The 22,734-nt window shown below is 41.1% G+C and carries 18 protein-coding genes; all 18 read right to left on the reverse strand.

Annotation, left to right across the window (positions count from 1 at the left end; translation table 11 throughout):
• Positions 1-106 precede the first annotated feature (106 nt).
• The 18 genes from rfbC to ACQUTP_RS05930 all read right to left on the reverse strand — a co-directional run bounded on the left by rfbC (position 107) and on the right by ACQUTP_RS05930 (position 22,732).
• Complete coding sequence (gene rfbC, locus ACQUTP_RS05845) at positions 107-661, reverse strand: dTDP-4-dehydrorhamnose 3,5-epimerase (protein ID WP_080847763.1); 555 nt, start codon at positions 659-661, stop codon at positions 107-109.
• Positions 662-675: 14 nt separating this feature from the next.
• Positions 676-1,566 (reverse strand): dTDP-4-dehydrorhamnose reductase, encoded by an 891-nt coding sequence (gene rfbD / locus ACQUTP_RS05850; protein WP_080847761.1) that lies wholly within the window; start codon positions 1,564-1,566, stop codon positions 676-678.
• A gap of 31 nt (positions 1,567-1,597) precedes the next feature.
• Positions 1,598-2,467 (reverse strand): glucose-1-phosphate thymidylyltransferase RfbA, encoded by an 870-nt coding sequence (rfbA, locus tag ACQUTP_RS05855; protein ID WP_060619944.1) that lies wholly within the window; start codon positions 2,465-2,467, stop codon positions 1,598-1,600.
• Between the two features lie 26 nt (positions 2,468-2,493).
• Positions 2,494-3,558, reverse strand: coding sequence for a dTDP-glucose 4,6-dehydratase (gene rfbB, locus ACQUTP_RS05860; protein WP_080847760.1), 1,065 nt, complete (start codon positions 3,556-3,558; stop codon positions 2,494-2,496).
• Positions 3,559-3,781: 223 nt separating this feature from the next.
• Positions 3,782-5,188 (reverse strand): NADP-dependent phosphogluconate dehydrogenase, encoded by a 1,407-nt coding sequence (gene gndA / locus ACQUTP_RS05865; RefSeq protein ID WP_080847758.1) that lies wholly within the window; start codon positions 5,186-5,188, stop codon positions 3,782-3,784.
• A 146-nt stretch (positions 5,189-5,334) separates the two neighbouring features.
• Positions 5,335-7,293 carry a pyocin knob domain-containing protein gene (locus tag ACQUTP_RS05870; RefSeq protein WP_142256707.1) on the reverse strand — a complete coding sequence of 653 codons (1,959 nt, stop codon included), beginning with the start codon at positions 7,291-7,293 and terminating at the stop codon, positions 5,335-5,337.
• Positions 7,294-7,498: 205 nt separating this feature from the next.
• Positions 7,499-8,626: a glycosyltransferase WbsX family protein gene (locus ACQUTP_RS05875; RefSeq protein ID WP_428902355.1), complete on the reverse strand. Its 1,128-nt coding sequence runs from the start codon at positions 8,624-8,626 to the stop codon at positions 7,499-7,501.
• A 1-nt stretch (position 8,627) separates the two neighbouring features.
• The gene (locus ACQUTP_RS05880; RefSeq protein ID WP_080847752.1) at positions 8,628-9,551 is read right to left on the reverse strand and encodes a glycosyltransferase family 2 protein; all 924 of its coding nucleotides are present in this window, start codon (positions 9,549-9,551) and stop codon (positions 8,628-8,630) included.
• A 17-nt stretch (positions 9,552-9,568) separates the two neighbouring features.
• Positions 9,569-10,759 (reverse strand): O-antigen polymerase, encoded by a 1,191-nt coding sequence (locus tag ACQUTP_RS05885; RefSeq protein WP_080847751.1) that lies wholly within the window; start codon positions 10,757-10,759, stop codon positions 9,569-9,571.
• Positions 10,760-10,770: 11 nt separating this feature from the next.
• Positions 10,771-11,901, reverse strand: a complete 1,131-nt coding sequence (locus ACQUTP_RS05890) for a polysaccharide pyruvyl transferase family protein (RefSeq protein ID WP_080847749.1) — start codon at positions 11,899-11,901, stop codon at positions 10,771-10,773.
• Between the two features lies 1 nt (position 11,902).
• The gene (locus ACQUTP_RS05895; protein WP_080847747.1) at positions 11,903-13,153 is read right to left on the reverse strand and encodes a hypothetical protein; all 1,251 of its coding nucleotides are present in this window, start codon (positions 13,151-13,153) and stop codon (positions 11,903-11,905) included.
• Positions 13,154-13,316: 163 nt separating this feature from the next.
• Entirely contained in the window at positions 13,317-14,231 is a 915-nt protein-coding gene (locus ACQUTP_RS05900) for a glycosyltransferase family 2 protein (RefSeq protein ID WP_080847744.1), read from the reverse strand.
• A 38-nt stretch (positions 14,232-14,269) separates the two neighbouring features.
• Positions 14,270-15,697 (reverse strand): undecaprenyl-phosphate galactose phosphotransferase WbaP, encoded by a 1,428-nt coding sequence (gene wbaP, locus ACQUTP_RS05905; protein ID WP_080847741.1) that lies wholly within the window; start codon positions 15,695-15,697, stop codon positions 14,270-14,272.
• A gap of 101 nt (positions 15,698-15,798) precedes the next feature.
• Positions 15,799-17,961, reverse strand: a complete 2,163-nt coding sequence (locus ACQUTP_RS05910; RefSeq protein ID WP_080847739.1) for a polysaccharide biosynthesis tyrosine autokinase — start codon at positions 17,959-17,961, stop codon at positions 15,799-15,801.
• 17 nt (positions 17,962-17,978) lie between these two features.
• Positions 17,979-18,413, reverse strand: a complete 435-nt coding sequence (locus tag ACQUTP_RS05915) for a protein tyrosine phosphatase (protein ID WP_080847737.1) — start codon at positions 18,411-18,413, stop codon at positions 17,979-17,981.
• 6 nt (positions 18,414-18,419) lie between these two features.
• Positions 18,420-19,559: a polysaccharide export protein gene (locus ACQUTP_RS05920; RefSeq protein WP_080847736.1), complete on the reverse strand. Its 1,140-nt coding sequence runs from the start codon at positions 19,557-19,559 to the stop codon at positions 18,420-18,422.
• Between the two features lie 145 nt (positions 19,560-19,704).
• Positions 19,705-21,144, reverse strand: a complete 1,440-nt coding sequence (locus ACQUTP_RS05925; RefSeq protein WP_428902356.1) for a capsule assembly Wzi family protein — start codon at positions 21,142-21,144, stop codon at positions 19,705-19,707.
• A gap of 958 nt (positions 21,145-22,102) precedes the next feature.
• On the reverse strand, positions 22,103-22,732 hold the full coding sequence (locus ACQUTP_RS05930) for a phosphatase PAP2 family protein (RefSeq protein ID WP_080847733.1): 630 nt from the start codon (positions 22,730-22,732) through the stop codon (positions 22,103-22,105).
• Between the last annotated feature and the right edge of the window lie 2 nt (positions 22,733-22,734).

Consider the following 22,734-nt stretch of genomic DNA (forward strand, 5'->3'; position numbering starts at 1 on the left):
ACGCTGAGAAGGAAGGTAAGTCAAGTCAGCCGGGTACCCAACTGATTAATCAATAAAAATGACGAGCTCCATCCGGAACCCGCCATTTTAGGAAAAAACATCCTAATTATTTATATACTTCTGCGGTGGCCAGAGTATGCGCCTGCAGATCTTTCTCCGACAGCGAGAGCGCGCAATCGTTCAGCGCCGGCCAGTCAATCCCTATCTCCGGATCGTTCCAGATGATGCTCCGTTCTGACTGCGGCGCGTAGTAGTTCGTCGCCTTGTAGACAAACTGCACCGTATCGCTCAGCGCCATAAACCCGTGGGCGAACCCTTCCGGGATCCACAGCTGACGTTTATTCTCTGCGCTGAGCACCGCGCCCACCCATTTGCCAAAGGTGGACGATGAACGACGGATATCCACCGCCACGTCAAACACCTCACCTTCCACACAGCGGACCAGTTTGCCCTGGGCGTGCGGATCCAGCTGATAGTGCAGCCCGCGCAATACGCCTTTCTGGGACTGGGAGTGGTTGTCCTGGACGAAATCCACCTGGTGGCCCACCGCCTCATTGAACACCTTGCTGCTGAAGCTCTCAAAGAAGAAGCCCCGCGCATCACCAAACACGCGCGGTTCAAAAATCAGCACGTCAGGAATATCTGTTTTAATAATGTTCATCTTTTGTCACCCGTTTATTTGCCCAGGACTTCCGTTACCACGCGAGCCACACCCTGACGCCAGTCCGGGAGAGTCACCCCAAATGCCTGCTGGAATTTTTCATTCGACAGGCGTGAGTTGAGCGGACGCTTCGCCGGCGTCGGATAGGCCGTCGTCGGAATGCCCTTCACTTCCTGGATCGCCAGCTCTGCACCGTGCGCCCTCGCCACCTCAAAAACATAGCGGGCGTAGTCGCACCAGCTGGTCTCGCCGCTGGCCACCAGATGATAGGTGCCGGCCAGCGCCGGATTACGCAGCGTTTCACGGATTGCCGTCGCCGTGCAGTCTGCCAGCAGCTCAGCGCCGGTGGGCGCCCCGTGCTGGTCGTCAATGATGGTGAGGGTCTCTTTCTCCCCCGCCAGGCGGAGCATGGTTTTGGCGAAGTTGGCGCCGCGGGTGGCGTACACCCAGCTGGTACGGAAAATCAGGTGACGCGGGTTGCCCTGCTCCAGGGCCAGTTCACCGGCGCGTTTGGTTTCACCGTAGACGTTCAGCGGGCCGGTTGCTTCATCTTCCCGGCGATAATGGCTGCCGGCGCCGTCGAACACATAGTCCGTGGAATAGTGCACCATCAGGGCACCCAGCTTCGCCGACTCTGCCGCCAGCACCGCCACCCCTTTGTCGTTCAGCAGGTCGGAGAGCTCCCGCTCGCTTTCTGCCTTGTCCACGGCCGTGTGCGCGGCGGCATTCACCACCACGTCCGGGCGGACGGTACGCACGGTCTGCGCGATGCCTTCCAGATTCGTCAGGTCGCCGCACAGCTCTTTGTCAAAATAGTCCACCGCGACCACGTCGCCGAGGGTGGACAGGGAACGCTGCAGCTCCCAGCCCACCTGGCCATTCTTGCCAATCAGTAAAATCTTCATTCTCTGTATCCTGTCGTTGACGAAGAAGGCATTAACGCTCGTTCAGCAGGCGCTTCAGATAAGCACCGTACTCGGTTTTCTTCAGGCGTTCCGCCTGAGCCGCCACCCCTTCCGCCGACAGCCACTGATTACGGTAGGCTATCTCTTCCAGGCAGGCCACCTTCATCCCCTGGCGCTTCTCAATGGTGTGAATGAACTGTGATGCGTCCATCAGGCTGTCGTGGGTGCCCGTGTCCAGCCAGGCAAAACCGCGCCCCAGCAGTTCAACATGCAGGTCACCTTGCTCGAGATACATCTGGTTCAGGGTGGTGATCTCCAGCTCACCGCGCTCCGAAGGCTTCACGTCCTTCGCCATCTCCACCACGTTGTTGTCGTAGAAGTAGAGCCCGGTCACCGCCCAGTCGGATTTCGGCTTCAGCGGTTTCTCCTCGATGGACAGCGCCTTAAAGTTCTCGTCAAACTCCACCACCCCGAAGCGCTCCGGATCCAGCACCTGATAACCAAACACCGTGGCACCGGAGGTTTTCGCCGCTGCCGCCTCCAGCTTTTTACCGAAGCTCTGGCCAAAGTAGATATTATCCCCCAGCACCAGGGCGCAGGCATCGTTGCCAATAAACTTCTCACCAATGATAAAGGCCTGCGCCAGGCCGTCCGGCGACGGCTGGATAGCGTAGCTGAAGTTCACCCCGAACTGCGACCCGTCACCCAGCAGGCGCTGGAAGGAAGGCATGTCGTCCGGGGTGGAGATGATCAGGATGTCACGAATCCCCGCCAGCATCAGGACAGACACCGGGTAGAAGATCATCGGCTTGTCATAGATTGGCAGCAGCTGCTTGGAGACGCCCTGAGTGATGGGATATAAACGCGTGCCGGAGCCGCCGGCCAGAACAATACCTTTCATAAATCTATTCCTTAATCAGTCAGATATCAGTTATTGAGGCCGAGACGCTCGCCGGCATAGGAGCCGTCCAGCACGCGCTGCCACCAGGTCTGGTTGTTCAGGTACCAGTGCACGGTTTTCTCAATCCCGCTCTCGAACGTTTCCTGCGGCACCCAGCCCAGATCGTGCTGAATTTTCGCGGCATCAATGGCATAACGCAGGTCATGTCCCGGACGGTCGGTGACAAAAGTGATCAGGTCAGCAAAGTGGGTGATGTTGCCCGGCTTCTGCGCCACCACCTTGTCGAGAATGGCGCAGATGGTGCGCACCACATCGATATTTTTACGCTCGTTATGACCGCCGATGTTGTAGGTCTCGCCGCTCTTGCCTTCGGTCGCCACTTTGTACAGCGCACGGGCATGGTCCTCAACATACAGCCAGTCACGGATCTGCTCCCCGTTGCCATACACCGGCAGCGGTTTACCTGCCAGGGCGTTGAGGATGGTCAGCGGGATCAATTTTTCGGGGAAGTGATACGGACCATAGTTGTTGGAGCAGTTAGTCACCACCACCGGCAGGCCGTAGGTGCGGTTCCAGGCGCGAACCAGATGGTCGCTGCCCGCTTTGGAAGCGGAGTACGGGCTGCTCGGCGCGTACGGGGTTTCTTCGGTGAACAGGTCATCGGTGCCGTGCAGGTCGCCGTACACTTCATCGGTGGAGATGTGGTGGAAACGGAAGGCCTGTTTCTGCGCTTCCCCAAGGCCGGACCAGTAGTGACGGGCCGCCTCCAGCAGAGTGAAGGTGCCGATCACGTTGGTCTGGATGAAGGCGGCCGGGCCATCAATGGAACGGTCCACATGGCTTTCCGCCGCCAGGTGCATCACAATATCCGGACGGAACTCGCTGAACTGGGCCGCCACGGCAGCAGCATCCGTGATATCGGTTTGGGAAAACGAGTAGCGTTCGCTCCCGGCCACCGGCGCCAGGGATTCGAGGTTGCCGGCGTAAGTCAGGCAGTCCATCACGCGGACTTCATCCCGGGTATTTTCAATGATATGACGAACCACAGCAGAGCCGATAAAGCCTGCACCACCGGTGACAAGAATCTTCATATTTTATTTACCTTTGATTACTCATGCAAAAAGAAAATAATTGCATACATCTCCATATTAAAATGTTTGAGATGTAATTTTATGGGGATAATATCGAAGGAACACTATAAAAACAAATAGCGAAAGTCTTAATTTTCCGCTATTTGTCAGAATAGAACTTGATTATATATGTACTTTAACATCAGACCCCCAATAAATTATTGGAGGCCTAATAAGATAAATATTAATCTAACCACTCAGTGTGGAAAATGCCTTCTTTATCAGTGCGCTTATAGGTGTGCGCACCAAAGTAATCACGCTGAGCCTGAATCAGGTTAGCGGGCAGAACAGCGGAACGGTAGCTGTCATAGTAGGCGATTGCGGCTGAGAACGTTGGTACCGGAATACCATTCTGCACGGCATAAGCCACGACATCACGTAGCGCCTGCTGATAGTCATCAGCGATCTGTTTGAAGTACGGCGCCAGCAGGAGGTTAGCAATGCCAGCGTTTTGCGCATAAGCATCGGTGATCTTCTGCAGGAACTGCGCACGAATGATGCAGCCAGCGCGGAAAATCTTAGCGATCTCGCCGTAGTTCAGATCCCAGTTGTACTCGTCAGAAGCAGCACGCAGTTGGGAGAAGCCCTGAGCATAGGAAACGATTTTACCGAGGTACAACGCGCGACGCACTTTTTCGATAAATTCAGCTTTATCACCAGCCGGCTGAGCCTGCGGACCACTCAGCACTTTCGACGCGGCGACACGCTGGTCTTTAAGCGAAGAAATATAGCGAGCAAATACAGACTCGGTGATCAGAGACAGAGGTTCGCCGAGATCCAGTGAGCTCTGGCTGGTCCACTTACCGGTACCTTTGTTTGCAGCTTCATCAAGAATGACATCAACGAGGTACTTACCTTCTTCATCTTTCTTAGTGAAGATATCTTTGGTAATGTCGATCAGGTAGCTACTTAGCTCACCTTCGTTCCATTCGGTGAATGTCTTCGCCAGCTCTTCGTTGGAAAGTGCCAGACCGCCTTTCAATAGCGCATAGGCTTCAGCAATCAGCTGCATGTCACCATACTCGATGCCGTTATGAACCATCTTCACATAATGGCCAGCACCGTCAGCACCGATATAGGTGACGCATGGCTCACCGTCTTCTGCAACCGCAGCAATCTGCTTGAGAATTGGAGCAACCAGCTCATAAGCTTCTTTCTGGCCACCAGGCATAATGGAAGGCCCTTTCAGAGCCCCCTCTTCACCACCGGAAACACCGGTACCGATAAAGTTAAAACCTTCGGCAGACAGTTCACGGTTACGACGGATGGTGTCCTGGAAGAAGGTGTTACCGCCATCAATGATTATGTCACCTTTGTCGAGGTAAGGCTTCAGGGAATCGATGGCGCTGTCGGTGCCAGCCCCGGCCTTCACCATCAACAGGATACGACGTGGTGTTTCGAGGGATTCAACAAACTCTTGTACTGTGTAATAAGGGACCAGTTTCTTGCCTGGATTTTCGGCAATCACTTCTTCGGTCTTTTCACGGGAGCGGTTGAAAACGGAGACGGTATAACCACGGCTTTCGATGTTCAGCGCTAGGTTACGCCCCATCACAGCCATACCGACAACTCCGATCTGTTGCTTAGACATTATTTACTCCTGTTAGTGTGAACACTGCATGACGTCTATTGGCAGTTAAGTAAGAGCTATACATTTTAACTCAAGTTTCACCGAGAAACACACAAAATGCTTACAAAAATTATTTTGATGAGTTTCAACTATTAAATAACCACACTTCATTTATTCCATTGATTATTAGATCTATATCTTATTAATTCCTTGCCATCGGAAAGACTTTGAATTTTTTGAATAACAATTGTATTATCGGCGTTAATTACCTTAAGATAAATAGGAAAGTTCAGATCAGATACCCATACAGGATTAATAGCACGGTTTGGCTTTTGAATTATATAATTGCCAGAATGAGTCATCTCATTTAAATTAAAATTTAAATCTTTAACTATATGAGCGTCATTAGACAATGAAGAAAAAACATTCCCGTCAGAAAAATATGGCATTCCGGCAACATTAATCACTTTGCCTTCAAATTCATAAGGTGATGGAAAATTGGCATAATGATCAACGGTCCTTGCGCTTCCACCCAGAAACTCGAAACATTCAGTATTAATACAAACACTTTTACTATAAGACGAGGAAAAAGCGACCTGCCCACCAACAGACGAAATTGGATATCCTTTTTTTCCATTTAAGACATATGGTGAAGCAATACTAACTCTTTTTGTAAGATTTGATTTTGGCGCAACACTTCTAAAATGTCTATTATAAATATAGGAGGAAAAAATATCATCTATTATGATATCACTTTCACCAGTATCATCCGAATCACAATCCCTAAAATTTGATTGTAAAGTAGATGAATAAAATCTATTTAAATAAACCCCACCTTTATTTAAATGCCAAAAATCACAACCTATTATCTCTGCACTAACTAACCCGACGCCCTTATCACTTAATATCCCCCAACCAGTAAAAAGATGTTTATTTGTAGAACCATCAAAATAAACACCAATTATTTTAAGGGTATCAATGTCATATCCGAAATTGTTAAACAGAAAAATGCCAGAATTACAGCCTGGAACTATTTGAGTGCCGTCTGCTATAGTACCGCCACCACCTAACTCAACAGCATTCAAACGGTCATCACCCCATAATTCACAACCTGATATATAATAATCAGTAGTGTTCATTACCAACGTCGCCTTCGAAAGTCGTGAATCTCTAAAATGTGCGACAAATGATTTCATATTTGGATCTTTACAGGATTTAGATGTACCCAAAAGTACACCATATTTATCTCCAGGAGAACTCCCAGAATTCCCATCTAACCAGCATCGTTCTAAGCCACAACTATTGCCATTGGATAAGTCTATAGAGTAATGCTGATTTCTGTAAGGAGCATTATCTTGAATCTTTAAATCAATCAATCTAATATTAGATATTCCTTTTGCATTGGATTCTTGATAATTTCCCCTGCTTATTATTGGCCTGTCTCCACCACACCATATTAAAGATGATACGGATCGTCCAGCGCCAACAATAGTAATGCTATCTTGAGGTATCAATGTATTTGATATGTAACGAACAGAATCATCAAGCTCGACATATTTATTTCCACTTGAAAGCATTAAGTTAATAGCTTCTGAATTAGCAACTGATGCCTCGGGGTCAGGTAAATCAGAAACAGGCGCATTCCAACGCGGGTTTCTAATGTTTGCTCGGCCTGTTATTATATAAGGAGCATTTAATAAAGCCTCTGAATTGTTCTTTATTGTTGGATCCAACAAATTTGATAAGAATTTATCAGTAACATTAAACTTCGAGCTTGAGAATTTAAGATTATCGTTTAAATCATAAATTTTCAATGAAATTATTTTGGGTATATCAATACTTCTAACACCATTTAGAGCAGGGCAATAACCATTTTTATCAAAAATAAATGGCATTTTAATTATTGATTTTTTATTCCCAAGTTTTTTAGCACTTATATAATGTTGTTTAGTTATATCACCCGAGCGATCTCCAATATAAACTTTAACATCTTTAAACGAATCGGATGTGATAAAATTATTTTCATCATTCAACTTAAGCTCATTAGCAGCCGACTTACCAAAAATTCCAAAAAAAACGGAAGCCGAAAATAATCTTTTGAAGAAAAAGCGTCTATTGATATTCATTTCAACCTCTTCTGGCAATATAATAATGATCCCACTGAGGTAAATGAAAAAAAATACAGAACCGAAAAATATTCTAACTAATAATCACACACATTCTGTGATATCGATATCTATCGATGTAAAAAATAAAATTGTCACCTCCGCCAGATTATAGCGGAGGTATATTCACAAATAACAAATTTAAAATATATGTTCAAAAAATCATCTAATCCAACGAACCGATTGCATCTTTAGTCGCCTGTAAAAACGAGTGCCCCATTTCAGTATCAGGTTCCAAATGACATCCCTCCGCCCACTCATTCCAAGCATTAATAAATACTATTCGTTTTCCTTCATCATTATCTGCGACGATATTAATTGCATGTTTTAGCCATCGTTTATATTCTTGAGGGTCATCATTCTGAATTACAGTAGGTGTTTTTCTGCGAGCCGAATTATCCCAACTTGGGAAAACACATGGAAAGACTGTACAATCATCATACCATTTTGAAGATACAATTCCATCGACTATTCCTTTATAAGATATTTTGTTAACAGCACTCCCATTAACTTTCAACCACTGATAAAAGGATGATGGTAAAACCTTTTGAGCAAATTGAATAACTTTTTGCTTGCCAGTTGTATTTGTTGGGAAGTTTTTACGATTAGGCTGAAAATCTAATACTGCATCAAAACCATTAGATATAATTCTCTTCGGTTCATCAGTGACAAAACCATTTTTCACTGCACAAATAAAAAGATCATTAAACCCATGTTTTTTAGCTAAAAGACGCCATTGCGCAAAGTATTCACCGGAATCTTTTATATGGTCGAAACGATAAATTAGAAACAATGGTTTATTATCTATTTTAATATATCTTTCATCTTGAAAATATGGTAGTAAGACTTCGAAATGTTTTTGTGAGTCGTCGGTTGTATAATCCTGTTGAATCAGAACCTGCTTGTCCATTCCATCCCAAGCACGCGTCCAATTTTCGTTTGCCCAACAAATACAGAATGGGAAATCTGGTTTTTTAGAAGCAAGCACTTCTTGCAATGGTCGTTCGAGTAATTGTTTGCCATTAAACCAATAATGATAATAACAAAAACCTGTAACACCATATTTTTTAGCTAACTTAGCTTGAGCTTCTCGAGATTCGGAAAGGCGTAGATCGTAAAACCCCAAGTCTGCGGGTAATTGCGGTTGACGATGACCAATGAATCTTTTATTACTTTTAGTAACGTTAGTCCATTCAGTAAATCCTTCTCCCCACCATTCATTATTCTCTTTAATAGGATGAAATTGTGGGAGATAAAATGCAAGAACATGATCGATGTTTTTTTTAACTTTCATATTAAATTCGGCCTGTAATGAATGAATAGAGCAAAGACATATTATCACTTAAAGTGTTTCTATAGATCTTGCCTCTGATTAGAAGAGAAAGGAATGAAAAATATCTTCTTTTCTCTAACACGGAAATAAGTAAATGTATTTTTTTTTCTTGTTCAGCAGAGAAACATTGGACGTACAAATTATCAAATGTTTTTAGTTGCGTGGTAAGTCTGGGATACTTATTATTTCTACCTTTTATGAACTTTGAAATGATTCGTTTTATTGGGGTTTTCATACCCTCAACATTATGTCCATGCTGTCTATATTTAATAAATGAATCAGAGTCATAAATAATTTTTCCTTTTACTGACATCACCAAATAAAACCACCAATCATGCATTACTATTTTTCTTGGATCCGGTAGGTTATATTTTATCTCAGCAAAAGCGGCTTTATTTAAGACAACGGTACAACCAGTAACAATATTTTCTACAAGTGCATTAGAAAAGCCAATTTCTTTATTTGGGTATACAGAATTGAATTTAAAGCATAAATCCTCATCGACAACTTTTAATATTGAACAATACATAACGCATGTATGGCTATAACTAATTTTGTCAATGGCAGCACTAATTTTTTTATTTTCCCAAAAGTCATCTTGATCGCAGAAGCAATAAAAATCATAATCCTTATCATTAACATAACTAATTAGATTAAAAAAACTTCCTACAACACCAATATTATCACCTGGAATTAACTCGATATTGATATGTTTGGAAGTATACTCAGCAATTATTTCTAGTGTAGAATCTTGAGAACCGTCATCTCTGATATAAATATCAGCGGGTACAGTTGATGCAAGTAAACTATCCAGTTGTTCACAAATATACTTCTCACCATTATAAGTTGATAATAGTATAGCAACTTTATTTTGATTCAATCTCATTTGAGTGCATCCACTAATTAGGAGAATCTAAATTTCCTATATAATAAGGGGTAGAAAAGTTGTAGCGATAATGTCGAGTAAACTAACATATTCGAGAATGTACAAAGTATTAATAAAATAGTACATATAGAAAACTGAACAAAAAATATATAATTTTTGGGACAAGCAGACAAAAATGCAATTGGCGTAATTATAAATAACATCATTAAGATGATAGGTCCAAACCACCCAACAAAAACAAATGAATCCGCAAAAATCGTTCCTACCGTTAAAAAATCAATAACTCTAGCAAGAGGTGAATAATCCTCATCATAACCAGCCAGTGCTGCGACCCTTTTACCAATTATATCGGGTAATATTTCATAAATGGCAAACTTTGATATACCATCAGTCTCATTATGAGTAGTATAAACATTTACAGTTTTCTGAAAGTTCGCAACTGGAGAGCTAATATATAAATAAGCCCAATAGAAAGGCGATAAAAAGCTATTGTTCTCAAAACTAGAAGATGCTTGTGTTGCATTCATAATATTAGTGATACTGAAATCGCTATCACCTGTTTGAGCTTTACTCCTTAAATCCCCTGCCACACCAAATACATACATTAAACACAGAACAAAGAAAACTACTTTAAAAATCCTTTTAATGTTTACTCTTTTAAACAAAATGAATAAGAAAACCATGTTCAATATGCAAAACATAATATTACTTCTGTACATTAACGTGGCAAAAATCAATATACAAATAATCGAAACATATAGAGCCTTTTTTTCTTTAAATGCAATATAATTAAAAAATGATTTTATACAGTAAAAAGTTGTTAATGATGTAAAAAATACATGCAACCCAGGAAATGTGAAATCTCTATAGTCGTATTGATTACCTCTTAACATTTCAAGAATAGGTATCTTTCTATTATAAATAATTTCAATAACCAAAAAAATTAGGATAGTAATTATCGGCCAATATTTGAAACTATACACCTCAGAATTTCTTTCGACACTAACTCTAGCTAAGGCGAACCATTTACGAAAACTTCCGGACATAAATAGGCCAAAGATAAATAAAGCCAATAAGAAGGATAAGAAAAACAAAAAAAAACCGAAACTCGTATCAGGATAAATCCCTGATAATTTTAGAAGAAACAAGGCGAATGATATTACAAATGAAAATAAAACAACAAAATAAAGATTATTTATGATCTTCATGAATAAATACCTTACCTACTATAAACAGTGATAAAGTCTACCACGGAGGATGCCATTTTTTTTAAGAATCCATTATCGACTTGATTAGTATTTTCATTTATTGAATTTAATAATTCGTTAAATCTTTCAATATCAAAATTTAACAAATCAATATTTTGTGATAATATGCCAGAGTAACGACAACATTCTTTCATTTTATTCTCATATGAAAGACTGATTACTGGTATATTGTTTTTAACTGATAGAACCACACCATGATATCTCATGCTAACAACCAAAGACGAATCGGTTACGCTTTGATCGTATTTGTAGAAATCTGTCACTTCTGTATCAATAAAACATTCTACGTTATGCGCATTAAATTGTTCTTTTAATGAATGAAGAAATTTCCCCTCTGCTTCTGATGCATATAAATGAGGGAGAATTTTAACTATATAACCGTCATTTTTTGCAAATTTGGAAATTGAAGGTACTATTTTATTTGCTAATAAATCGTGATCATTAATATTTTTGAAATGAACATGCCAATTGCTTAGTTCAGTAGGAACGAATGTAAGAATTTTTTTTCCTTCATATCGCTCGCTTTTCGAACGTTTATCTAAAAGAAAAGCTGTATCAACTCCAAGCGTCGAGACAATACCTTGCGATCTAAGCAAATCATAAGATGCCTTTTCCCTAACGAACATAACACATTTTTTCAATACGCATTTTGCTATTAAATTAAATAATATACTATTACTCTTACTAATAGTATTTAAATGAAAAACCACATTTTTATTATATTTACGCGCAATTATTACATTTACCAAATACGCCCAGTCTTTATAAATACCTATATTAGCTCCGCCAGGAGATACCAGTACATAATCAGCATTCATGGATAGTTTTTTAATAAGATGAAAATAACTATCGTTGCCGAAAATAAAGGCAAATAATTGTTTTAGTAAATTAGCACGGCTAAGATTCTTTTCTGCATAATGAGTAAGCGCTGCGTCTTCAATGGGGATTTTCGTTCCATTTTTATTCCAAATATAAGTCACATCCACACAATGCTTGGATTTTAATAGCGTTGAAACCAGAGCAACTCCCGCAGCATCATCACCAAAATTATTTGTATGTTGGTTAATAATTAATACTTTCATTTTACAAATCGTCCTTATACGCTATTTTAGAATAATTTACAGTTAATGTTAAATATAATACCACTGGTATACGAAAGAACCATATCACTAACGATAGTGTGAAATATCCTTGGATTGCAGTTAAATATGAAAATGTGGTGAAGAAAGGCAACATGAAAATCTGATAATACAATATTTTCTTATGATTATCTAAAGCCTGTCCTATCGTTGTAATTACCATGCTGAAACAATTCAACACTGAGAAAAAAACTATAATATACATAGCTACTGATAAATCACCCACATTAATATTATGAAACAATATATCATTAAACTTATTATGCAGAAGATAGTATATAAAAACAGCTATTATAGAAATACCACAGGAGAACATTACCGCCGTTCTGGGTCTCATCAAAATTGCTAGTTTTACATAATTTTTTTTATATTTTCCAGAACTAAAGTATTGAAAAACTACTCCAACAATTATTCCCGGTATTGCGTAACCCTTTATGACCAGTTCTGAAAAAGCAATATAATAAACTGAAAGATTATGGGAAAGGACGGAAACTGCCAGGAACCTATCCCAATATAAAAAAATGATACCTAAGGAACTAGCAACCCCAACGGAAAGACAGAAAGAATAAAAATTTTTAAATTTAACATCGCCCTCATCTCCGTCAATCTTTTTCACATGAAAACAAGTAAAGAAAGAAAGCAGGAGACATAAGAGTAGTCGAGATAACACAACTGACAAATATATAGTTTTTTCAATATCAAATCCTAATTTCAAGTATAAAATCGGGAGTGAATATGAAAAAATTGTACAAAGGTTTTTGGCTATAGAAATGTATTGAAACCCACCACTACCTTCGACAAAACCAGCAAGAGGAAATGAAAGAAAGCCAAAAAAAACAATTAACAATGAACTAATTTTAACAAAGTCCGGCAATTTTAACCATGGTTCATATTTGGTAAGGAAAAGTAGAATAAAACTTATTGCTACTACAAGTGTAAATATAATTAACACGTAAAAAAAAGCATACTTTAATATTATTTTTTTTTTATGAAACGCACTAATATATTTACTGACTCCTCTACTAACCCCCATGTCAGCTAGATTCATAATTCCAATTAGTGTCCAAAGCCAAAGAAAGTAGGACACCTCTGTGATATTAAAGGCCTTCAAAAGAATAGGAACTGAAAGAGCAGATATGCAAACACTTATTATTGTACCAGAACCCATCCATGATACATTTTTTAAAAAACTCATTCTTTCTCCAGCTTAATAAGCCATGAATTAACTAAAGTACAATTTTTCATCTTATACAATGCCCTGAGTAGACATTAAATGAAGTGTGTCAAATTAAAATCTCATTGAAAAGAATTTTATTTGCATTGCCTTTAATTAATTAAATTAAAAGATATCAGTGGATTTAATTATTTTTCCAGTATTTTTTATGCATACTAAGTTTTTTTACAATTTTAAGAGGAAATAACTTATACATCTTGCCAAATTTATATCCTAAAAATTTCATGGCATTATTTATGAAGGCAACAGGTATCCAAAGTGGTGCTTCTCTCAATAAAAAATTAATCTCCGAAATTATATATTTTTTCCCTTCACCACCAGCCCCTGAAAATTCCTTTTGGATCCAAGGCTCATCAGTATGGAAAACACCAATGTCAAAGTAGCGTTTAAACTCCTCAGTTGCCGAATAGTTATGAGAATGGCGTACCATTGCATTTGCAACATAAGCTGCTTGATAATCAGCTAATATAGCTTTTGCAGTAAAAAACATGTCCTCACATAAAATAGTCTCCGATGGAAAACCATTCAATTGTTGGAAATATGACAATCTATAGGCTGAAAATGAATTTGACATGAATACAGTCTTTAAACCCATTCGCGGAATGTCTTTTTTTCCGCAAATATAGCTTTTAGCAGAATAATTAAATTCCCTTGCATGCTTCGCTAATGGATTTGCATCTGTGTGTGGTAGTTGCCTGCCATAAGCACAAGCAACATTATTATCTTTAAATACAGAAATGATATTTTCTATAAAATACTGTTGGGGTACCGCATCTTGCGTAAGAAAGATAACAATATCATATGAACCTATACAGCTAAAAACAGCTTGATTCCTTGTACCTCCATGATTAAATTCTTGGCTTGTAATAGTAACAACATTAAAACCTGCCTCTCTCGCTATCTCTACCGTTTGATCTGTACTCCCAGAGTCTATTACATGAACATAAATATTATCAGGGGCATATTTTTTGATATTCGAGACAACTTCTTGCCAAATATTGCCCGCATTGTAAGTTGGAATTGCAATAAAATATTTCATCTATATCAGACTTATCATAAATAATAAACTTGATGTTTTCAATATGCACCGTCTTTTTTCAATACTACACTAATTGTCTTGAAAAGGATGGCAATATCATTCCACATAGACCAATTTTTTACGTACCATGCATCTAAATACACTCTCGTCTCATAATCAACATCACTCCGACCGCTAACTTGCCAAAGGCCTGTCATACCTGGCTTGCTTAAAAGATAGTAATCAACCTCGTCATTATATCGCTCAAGCTCTGCTGTAATTATAGGTCTAGGTCCAACTAAACTCATTTCACCTTTTAATACATTGAAGAGTTGTGGTAACTCGTCCAAGCTCGTACGTCGAAGAAATGTACCTATCTTGGTTATACGCGGATCCTTTTTAAGCTTAAACGTAGCATCCCATTCTTTTTTTGCCTCGGGATCCGTTCTTAATAATTCATCTAATACTTCTTTTGAGTTTATTACCATTGATCTAAACTTCAAACATTTAAATGGTTTGCCATCTTTTCCGATACGTTCGTGGCCATAAATTGCCGGTCCACCATCTTTTTTTACCTTAATACTAATATAAAATAGTAAAGGAGATAATAAAGCGATAATAATAATCGAACCAGTCAAGTCAAAGAGTCTTTTTATCAACCGTGAAGAATACTTTGCCAAATTTTGTTGAACCCGAAAAATCATAACTTCATGGCTAAAAATAAATGACATATCTGTACTATCTAAAGGCATTCCACGTAGAGTTGGTATTACTGACACATAGCGATAGCCCTGTATCATGAATTTTCTGAGCCAAGTATTTCGTATATCACCTTGATGTGACTCAACAGCAACAATAAATTGCGTCTTCCTATCAACCTTGCTTAACCAATTTAAATCACTTGGCATAACAAGTATATTGTCGATTGTTTCTCCTGCTGAAACACCCCCTTGGCTTTCGATAAAGCCAACAATATTTAATCCTAAATTTCTTTCACTGCTAATAGCCCTGAAAGCTTCACAAGCATTAGGCCCACTACCAATAATCCAAGTTTCGCGTTTCCAATAGCCTAACCTGTCCAAAAATACTTTTGTAACCATTCTTGAAACAGGAAGTAGCAATAATATAAGCAACCATGTAGATAGCCATATATATTTTGAAAAGTCCCATGTCGTAAAAGCCATAACAGCTATTTCAATAATAGCGAATATCACTAACGTACGTAATATTTCTTTTAATTCGAACCAAAAAGTTTTACGGTAAAAATAATGTCGGAGACGTATTGAGTACCAAGTTACACAGCAAATTGCCAATAACCAATGCAACGCAATCCAGCCGTCTAAATGAGAAACAAATGAATTAAAATCATCACCTATATTTCCAACTGAAAATATCCATACTGTAATGTATAATGAAATTATAAAACTAAGAAAATCAGACATAGCCAGTGCGATGCTAACAAGATAACTTTTGTTTAGGAGCATCATAAATCCCTCTAATCAGGATAACCCATCAGTGATATTATTTAAATTAATAGTTAATTACTATTCTTCAATCGGGAATCGGGCCCATTGGGCCCGAACTATAATCAATGTTTTCCGTTTGTATATGAATAGCCGTAATGACTATATCCATACCCGTAATAACTACTAGCTTTTTTCTGTATTCCATTGAGGATACAACCTTTAATTTGAACACCGCTTTGTTCGAATCTTTTAACACTAACCTCTATTTCTTTTGGAGTATTTAACTCAAATCTTGCCACTAGTAATGTAGTTCCAACATAACCACCTATAATCGCAGCATCAGTTACAGCCAAAATAGGAGGAGTGTCAAGGATAACAATATCATAATTACTGGACGCCCAATTCATCAACTCATTGAAGTTCTTATGCATCAGTAACTCTGCCGGATTTGGTGGTGACATTCCTCTAGAAATATAATCAAAGTTCAGCTTTGATAGTTTCTTCAGAGCTTCTGATACTTTTATTTTTCCTGATAATAAATCTGAAAGGCCATTATCATTATTGATGCCAAAAAGTTTATGTGTATAGCCCTTTCTCATATCAGTATCAATAAACAAAACTTTCTTGCCCGTTTGTGAAATTACAGCGGCAAGGTTTGAACTGACAAAGGTTTTACCCGCATTTGGACTTGCACCAGAAATCATCAAGATGTTATTCCGCGCTTCCATCATAGCAAAATGTAAGCTAGTCCGTAAGCCACGTATCGCTTCGATCGCCAAATCTGCAGGGTTTTCTAAAGCCAAGAATCCTGTTGGTGATGTGCCAAAATTTCTAGCCTTTAATTTATTTCCTGTATTTTGTTTAGTAAAAGTTTCCGATACTGGAATACTCGCATATACATTAATACCGAGCTCTTCTAATTGTTCCGGAGACTCAATTCCACGCCTTAAAAATACTCTAACCAACACAAGAGAAATGGATACCATAGCCCCAAGTATTATCCCGACTAAAACAACTAAAACTTTTTTTGGCGCTACAGGCTTTGGAAGTGTAATCGCGTTATCAATAATACGAACATTGCCTATTGCACTAGATTTCGCAATGTTTAATTCTTGTTGTCGGTTTAATAGCTGCATATATACAGCTCTTCCAGACTCAACATCACGGCTTAACCTAAGAATCTCCTGTTGTGTTTCAGGCATAGCAGAAACACGTTTATTAAGTTTTATCTTTTCATCTTGTAATGTTTTTCGTTTCTCCATCAGTGCCTTGTAGGTCGGATGTTCTTTTGTATATAACTGCGATATTTCCGACTCTCTAAATGTTAGTTCGTTAAGCTGATTATCTACATTGACAATTTGATCTAATACAGATTTAGCCTCTAGAGATAAATCAACAGAATCACTTTTCCTACGATATTGATTTAATTTATCCTCAGATACGTCTAAGTCTTCGCGAACTTTAGGTAATTGCTGATTCAAAAACTCTAAACTTTTTGCATCTTGAGCTGCTTGTCTAGAAATATTTTGTGCTAAATAATTCCCACTTATACTATCAAGTATTTTTTCAATTCTTTCTGAATCATCACCGGTCAAAGATAACATCAGAATTCCTGTATCTTTCCCTTGATCGGACACAGCTAATATCTCTTGTAAATCTGTAATAGCTTTAAGCCGACTTACATAATGAATTCTAAATTTAGTTCCAGGTTGAGAGTCGATGCTGTCAACCTTTATTGATAAATTACCTGCATCAACTAACTCTCCAACCATACCTTTTATTTGTTGCTCATCTTTTGTGATAAGGTAGTGCTTATCATCTAAAACTTCCAGTTCAAGTTCTACTTTATCATTATTGTTACCAGAAACATAAAGCCTTGAAATATATAATTTACCTGGTTCATTACCGATTAATCTATTCCAACCCTTACCAAAAATGGGAAAGTACTTCTGCTCAACAGTAGTTTGCAAATTTAAATCATCGACTGTTTTACCAATAATCATTCTTGATCGTAAAAGAGCTATTTCCGGAGCAGATTGCGGTTGGCTATCTGGTAAAATTTGACTAAGATTGCTCAAAATAGCATTGGCTTGTTTCTGTTCAACCTGTATTAAAGCATCAGCTTGATATATCGGCGTTGCAAATATTGCATACACTAATGATATTACAGTAAACAAAGTAGTTATGGATATTATAAGTTTGCGGTGATCAATTAACTCACCCAGTAACCGGCCTAAATCTAACTCATCGGATTCTTTAGTTACATTATTTTTTACTGAAGACATTGTTGTTTCCCAAATAATTAAGCATTCAGCTTTTCAATCCAACGCTGACCAGCCTGTTCAATTAATTGATATACCGAAAAAAAAGCTTCCTCGCTCTTCCGATATGGATCAGGAATTTCTTTTTGACCAATCCAATAGCCAAACAGCATTGTTTTACCACGAGATTCCGGTGATATCCTACCAATATCTTCGATATGTGATTTTTCCATAACTAAAATCAGGTCATATTCTCGTGCCAAAGAGGCAGTAAACTGCCTCGCGTTATGATTATCAAGTGAAATACCATGCATGTTTGCAACTTTCACAGCATTCGAATCTGCAGCATGACCTACTAAGGCTGATGTTCCTGCAGAAGTTACTATCTTATTTGGCAAGCCTTGTTTTAAAAAATGTTCCCCAATTGGGGAACGACATATATTTCCAGTGCATACAACCAATATTGATTTGAACATGATTTCTTAATTACTCCATTGACGAATGTAACGACCAGCTTCGGTCATATCATGTACACCAGTAATGGTTGGGACTAACTGCGAGATTACTCTATTCCAACGTACTACCGGGGCTGATGTCACATAAACAATATCGTATGGCTCCAGTTGAAATTCAGTACCTAAAACCATAGCAGATGCGTCTTGAGCATTAAGTTGGTAAATATTTGCTATTTTTCCTGTTTTATCATTCTTCAACTGTCTAACAACAAACACCCCGGTGGCATCACTAAATGCTTGTGACATCCCTTCAGCATTACCTATAGCTTCAGCTAATGTCATACCACTGCGATCCATCTTCATTGTACTTTGCTTTCCTACTTCACCCATGACAAAAACTTTAAGATCATCATTGCGCGGTACAAATAAAATATCACCTGGGTATAGTAAATGGTTTTGAGTCAAATCACCTTTTTGCATCAGAGCATATAATGATATTTTAGTATCTTTGCCATTATGCGTTAGAACAACATTCCTCCAATCGGCATCTGGAGCCAATCCTCCAGCTGCGTTAATGGCATCCATAACAGTCAAAGGAATGTTCGTAATTGGTTGTTGGCCAGATTTGACCACCTCACCTGTTACATATGTTTTTTGCGATCTAAAAGAGGCTATGCTTACATCTACTTGTGGACTTTCTATATAAGTGGTTAATCTACTGGCAATATCCTGTCGTACCTGGCTTAAGGTTTTACCCGCCACCTGCACCTTCCCGATATAAGGATAGAAAATGGTGCCATCTGAGTTCACCCAGTTACCGGTGTCACTGGCGCTACGGTACTGCCCTGCAGGCGTTGTCAGCTCCGGATGATCCCAAACAGTAACCATCAATACATCGCCCACACCAATGCGATATTCATAACTGCGTAGTAAATTATCTAGCTGTGGGTTTGGACGAGCGAGTACAGTCTCCGGACGGAGTTGGTCGATCAGACCCGGCGTCATCGGGTAGACATTAACCAGTTTATCCAGATCGTAGTCGCTGTCTGGAAGCTCTACTACGTTTTTACGCAGACTGTTTAACCCCTGACCAGGGATGATTGTGCAACCCGATAAAAACCCAATTGCCAACGCTAATGCCGAAAATCTAACAATTTTTTTCTTCATAATGTCACATTATCAGTAAATCAAGATTTGCCAATTCCTGAGCAGCTGTCATAGCCGTTGCTTCCCTGCCGGCTTGTGGAGAGATAAAAGCTGACTGCGTCCAGCAGCGCTACCACCCTCTCTCCCCTGTTTTCAGCATTCAGCCTTATAAACTAAACGGTATCTCTATCCCTGCGCTAGCCCCAACGTCATCGCTGTCGCTATTGTTAGCGTTGGTGTACCACAGTGAGGTATTCAGACGGACCGACTGATAAACATCTCCGCTCCAACCCAGCTGGACCCCCTTCAAGGTATCAGCATGAGGGAATGCTTTGTTGATCGACTGATTCTCCGGGTTAACTTTGGCGTAAACCAGGCGCGTACTCCAGCGCTGGTTATCCTCCGTAATAAGCTCGACCTTACCGGCAACGAGTTGACCATCCCCGCCCATCGCATCACCCAGCGGATAACCCTGCTGATAGTAGCCATCCTTATAAATATGATGGGTATAGCTGTAATTGATTCGGCTCATATTGGTGCGCGTGTCATGTGCTTCCACGTACCAGTTTACCGCATCCTTACCCCAGCCGTGGTGCCCTTCAATCCCGCCGAGGAACATATTTGCTGAAGGCAGGAAACCTGACTCATCCTCGCCGATCATCTGTCCGTAGAAGCTTACCGGCCAGCCTAGGGTCGGCTCGAGTTTGAACTTAAAGTCAAAACCGGCCAGTTGATTGCCCGGTTCATTGGGATCATTCGCGGCAGTATTATCCTTGCCAGTTAAACCGTCCCAGAAGTTGCTGAGTGATTCAGGGCGTCCTTCCCCGCCCCACTGCATAATACGCGACGCACCTAATTCTAATGACTGGAACGGCGTGAAGGTAAAACGTCCGCCGATAATTTTGGCATGAGGCACAGCCGTATATTGATTCATCTGACTAGCAGAGATCTGATACTGCCACGGGCCTACCCAGCGCAGCCACCAGGTTTCCGGCGCCGCCTGCTCGGCTCGCTGCATCAGGAAACCGGTCATCGGCCGCATGGCATCCCCGCGGATCAGGCTGCCTTCATAGCCCGGCCCCCACCACTGCGGAACCTGACCAAAGGAGAGCCACTGGTTCCAGAACTTCACTGCGCCATAGGCGCCGTTGGCGTTGAAGCGCGATCCGTTGCTGATCCGCTCTCCCCCTTCGACATTGCCCTGGAGGTGGATATCCCACCATTCGCCGCTGTTGTTAAACGCCAGGCCTAACGAGTTATCTGCCGACTGCGTCTGACCAAACCCCTGCGGAGTGCCAGGTTGGTCGGTTGAGGTGTAGCCGGTGACCCGGAAATCGGCTTTTAACGCTGACAGTCGCTGATTGATACGAGCCAGCACCACTTGCTCAGAAGAATAGGAAGGTTTGGCCTTTTTTAGCGCCCGGGCGATCTCTTCCTGGCTCAGTGGCCAGGTCGACAGGCTCAGATGGATGACCCCGCGATCGGAAAGCCAGGCAAGGTCGTTACGCAGATCATTATCATTTACTACTAACCCGGCCGCGTAAGCCTGGGCTCCCAGTGAGGAAAGCAAACCCAACGTCACGGCAATGCGCGCAATTTTTATCATTGTACAAGATCCATTTTCAGCCCCGCTGTCGTATCTCAATGAGAATGAGGGGAATACCAAGATAGAAAGCGCTCGCGGCACCAGCTGACTTCACTGTGCAACACCGGCGAGGCAAGTACAGTTACCCTAAGCTGCTTGTAACCCTTATAACATCCACCCAGCTCACAATGTAGGCGAATTTTACCGTACAGGCTATCGATGAGACGGGAAAGTTGGTTTACAGGTGATATCAGCAGCCGCTCCTGACCCGTTTTTGAGGATATCTGATAAGCATCATAGATATCTCATCGCGTTAATCACCCAGAGAGTGTCGATTTTTATAGCCGTTCAAAGAAAGTGTTTTGTGTTGCAGCAGGCGGTTTCAGCGACGCTACCGCCCCTGGCTTAACAGCTACCAGCGCACTGACTACCTGAACGGCGTATTTAATCGGCCTGTGGGTGATAAATTGGTCAGGCCTTTATTTTTTGCGGCGTTAAGTCTACGGGATTTCGGTCACAATTGGGAGTCTTGCTGCCGAATATCTGCCAATTAATGCTGCTTGCCCTTTTATTGGCGAAAATAAGCGGATCAACGCTTAAGATTATTCACTACGTTAAACGGCCAAACAGTGTCACGTTGTTGCCACACTATCAAGCATGAAGCTAACCATCTGTAAAACAAGATATTTTACGGAAAGGTCGCGACATTCAAAAATCAGATGATGGCGTCTAAGTCAACTACAATTTCTAATAGTTTCCTGGTATCAGAATATTCAGCATACGTGCTCCAGGTCCTTTCTCAGTGCATTTAAGAAACGTCTCATACCTGCTATATCCAGGCAAATATGCAATAGCAATGTAGTAGCACTTCATTATTTCATAAATATGAATTATCAATTGCCTGGCATATAGTAGATTATTTTCTTATTTGTCTAATTAACCGGCGAAAACTTAATTTCCCCTGTAAAACAAATGGCGATTACCAGACCTGCTTATGTAGATCAGTTCGAGTAAAGGGTTTATCCAGCGGTCCAATTGCAGTGGCGATTTGCCCCAGCAGGGACTGAGTCGGCGCTTTATTGCCGCTATGCAACAGGATAAGGGGGACCATCACCAGGCACGCGACGCCGCCCCAGGAAATACTCACGCTTTCCGAATGGGTGGTACGTTTTTGCAGCAGCAGGAACAAAGCGCTGCCAGCAGCACCGAGCAGCAGGCCAGCGATCACTTCCGAGACGGAATGCGCATGAATGACCAGCCGTGAATACCCCACCACAGCGGCCAGAATATAGCCGGCGGCGACCGCTGCTTTTTGCACACCCGCCGAAAAACGGGCGCTAAGCAGCCACAGGAAGATAGGCCAGAAGGCCGCGGAGAGCGCGGAGTGGCCACTGAAGCCGGTGTAATCCAGCTCACGAATGCCCAGACCCCAGCCCATAAAGGCCAGTTTGGAGGCGCAGACGATAGCGCCAGTGATGCCGAACAGCAAACTCCACTGCCACGCCAGCAACCGCGACGTTTTACGCAGCATCAGGACAATAAACAGCGCCGCTGCGCTGGGCAGCAAAACGGTGCTATCGCCAAAAAATGAGATGAGTTGCCAGTTCATAT

This window comes from Klebsiella sp. 2-CIP_Kleb., from assembly GCF_050378715.1.
Lineage (GTDB): Bacteria > Pseudomonadota > Gammaproteobacteria > Enterobacterales > Enterobacteriaceae > Klebsiella > Klebsiella quasipneumoniae.

Coding starts and splice junctions, on each gene's coding strand:
- rfbB (WP_080847760.1), bottom strand. CDS start 3,558: ATGAAGATTCTTGTCACCGGTGGTGCAGGCTTTATCGGCTCTGCTGTG.
- ACQUTP_RS05875 (WP_428902355.1), bottom strand. CDS start 8,626: ATGAAAGTTAAAAAAAACATCGATCATGTTCTTGCATTTTATCTCCCA.
- ACQUTP_RS05890 (WP_080847749.1), bottom strand. CDS start 11,901: ATGAAAGTATTAATTATTAACCAACATACAAATAATTTTGGTGATGAT.
- ACQUTP_RS05910 (WP_080847739.1), bottom strand. CDS start 17,961: ATGTCTTCAGTAAAAAATAATGTAACTAAAGAATCCGATGAGTTAGAT.
- wbaP (WP_080847741.1), bottom strand. CDS start 15,697: ATGATGCTCCTAAACAAAAGTTATCTTGTTAGCATCGCACTGGCTATG.
- ACQUTP_RS05915 (WP_080847737.1), bottom strand. CDS start 18,413: ATGTTCAAATCAATATTGGTTGTATGCACTGGAAATATATGTCGTTCC.
- ACQUTP_RS05900 (WP_080847744.1), bottom strand. CDS start 14,231: ATGAAATATTTTATTGCAATTCCAACTTACAATGCGGGCAATATTTGG.
- ACQUTP_RS05870 (WP_142256707.1), bottom strand. CDS start 7,293: ATGAATATCAATAGACGCTTTTTCTTCAAAAGATTATTTTCGGCTTCC.
- gndA (WP_080847758.1), bottom strand. CDS start 5,188: ATGTCTAAGCAACAGATCGGAGTTGTCGGTATGGCTGTGATGGGGCGT.
- rfbC (WP_080847763.1), bottom strand. CDS start 661: ATGAACATTATTAAAACAGATATTCCTGACGTGCTGATTTTTGAACCG.
- ACQUTP_RS05920 (WP_080847736.1), bottom strand. CDS start 19,559: ATGAAGAAAAAAATTGTTAGATTTTCGGCATTAGCGTTGGCAATTGGG.
- ACQUTP_RS05885 (WP_080847751.1), bottom strand. CDS start 10,759: ATGAAGATCATAAATAATCTTTATTTTGTTGTTTTATTTTCATTTGTA.
- ACQUTP_RS05895 (WP_080847747.1), bottom strand. CDS start 13,153: ATGAGTTTTTTAAAAAATGTATCATGGATGGGTTCTGGTACAATAATA.
- rfbA (WP_060619944.1), bottom strand. CDS start 2,467: ATGAAAGGTATTGTTCTGGCCGGCGGCTCCGGCACGCGTTTATATCCC.
- ACQUTP_RS05930 (WP_080847733.1), bottom strand. CDS start 22,732: ATGAACTGGCAACTCATCTCATTTTTTGGCGATAGCACCGTTTTGCTG.
- ACQUTP_RS05880 (WP_080847752.1), bottom strand. CDS start 9,551: ATGAGATTGAATCAAAATAAAGTTGCTATACTATTATCAACTTATAAT.
- rfbD (WP_080847761.1), bottom strand. CDS start 1,566: ATGAAGATTTTACTGATTGGCAAGAATGGCCAGGTGGGCTGGGAGCTG.
- ACQUTP_RS05925 (WP_428902356.1), bottom strand. CDS start 21,144: ATGATAAAAATTGCGCGCATTGCCGTGACGTTGGGTTTGCTTTCCTCA.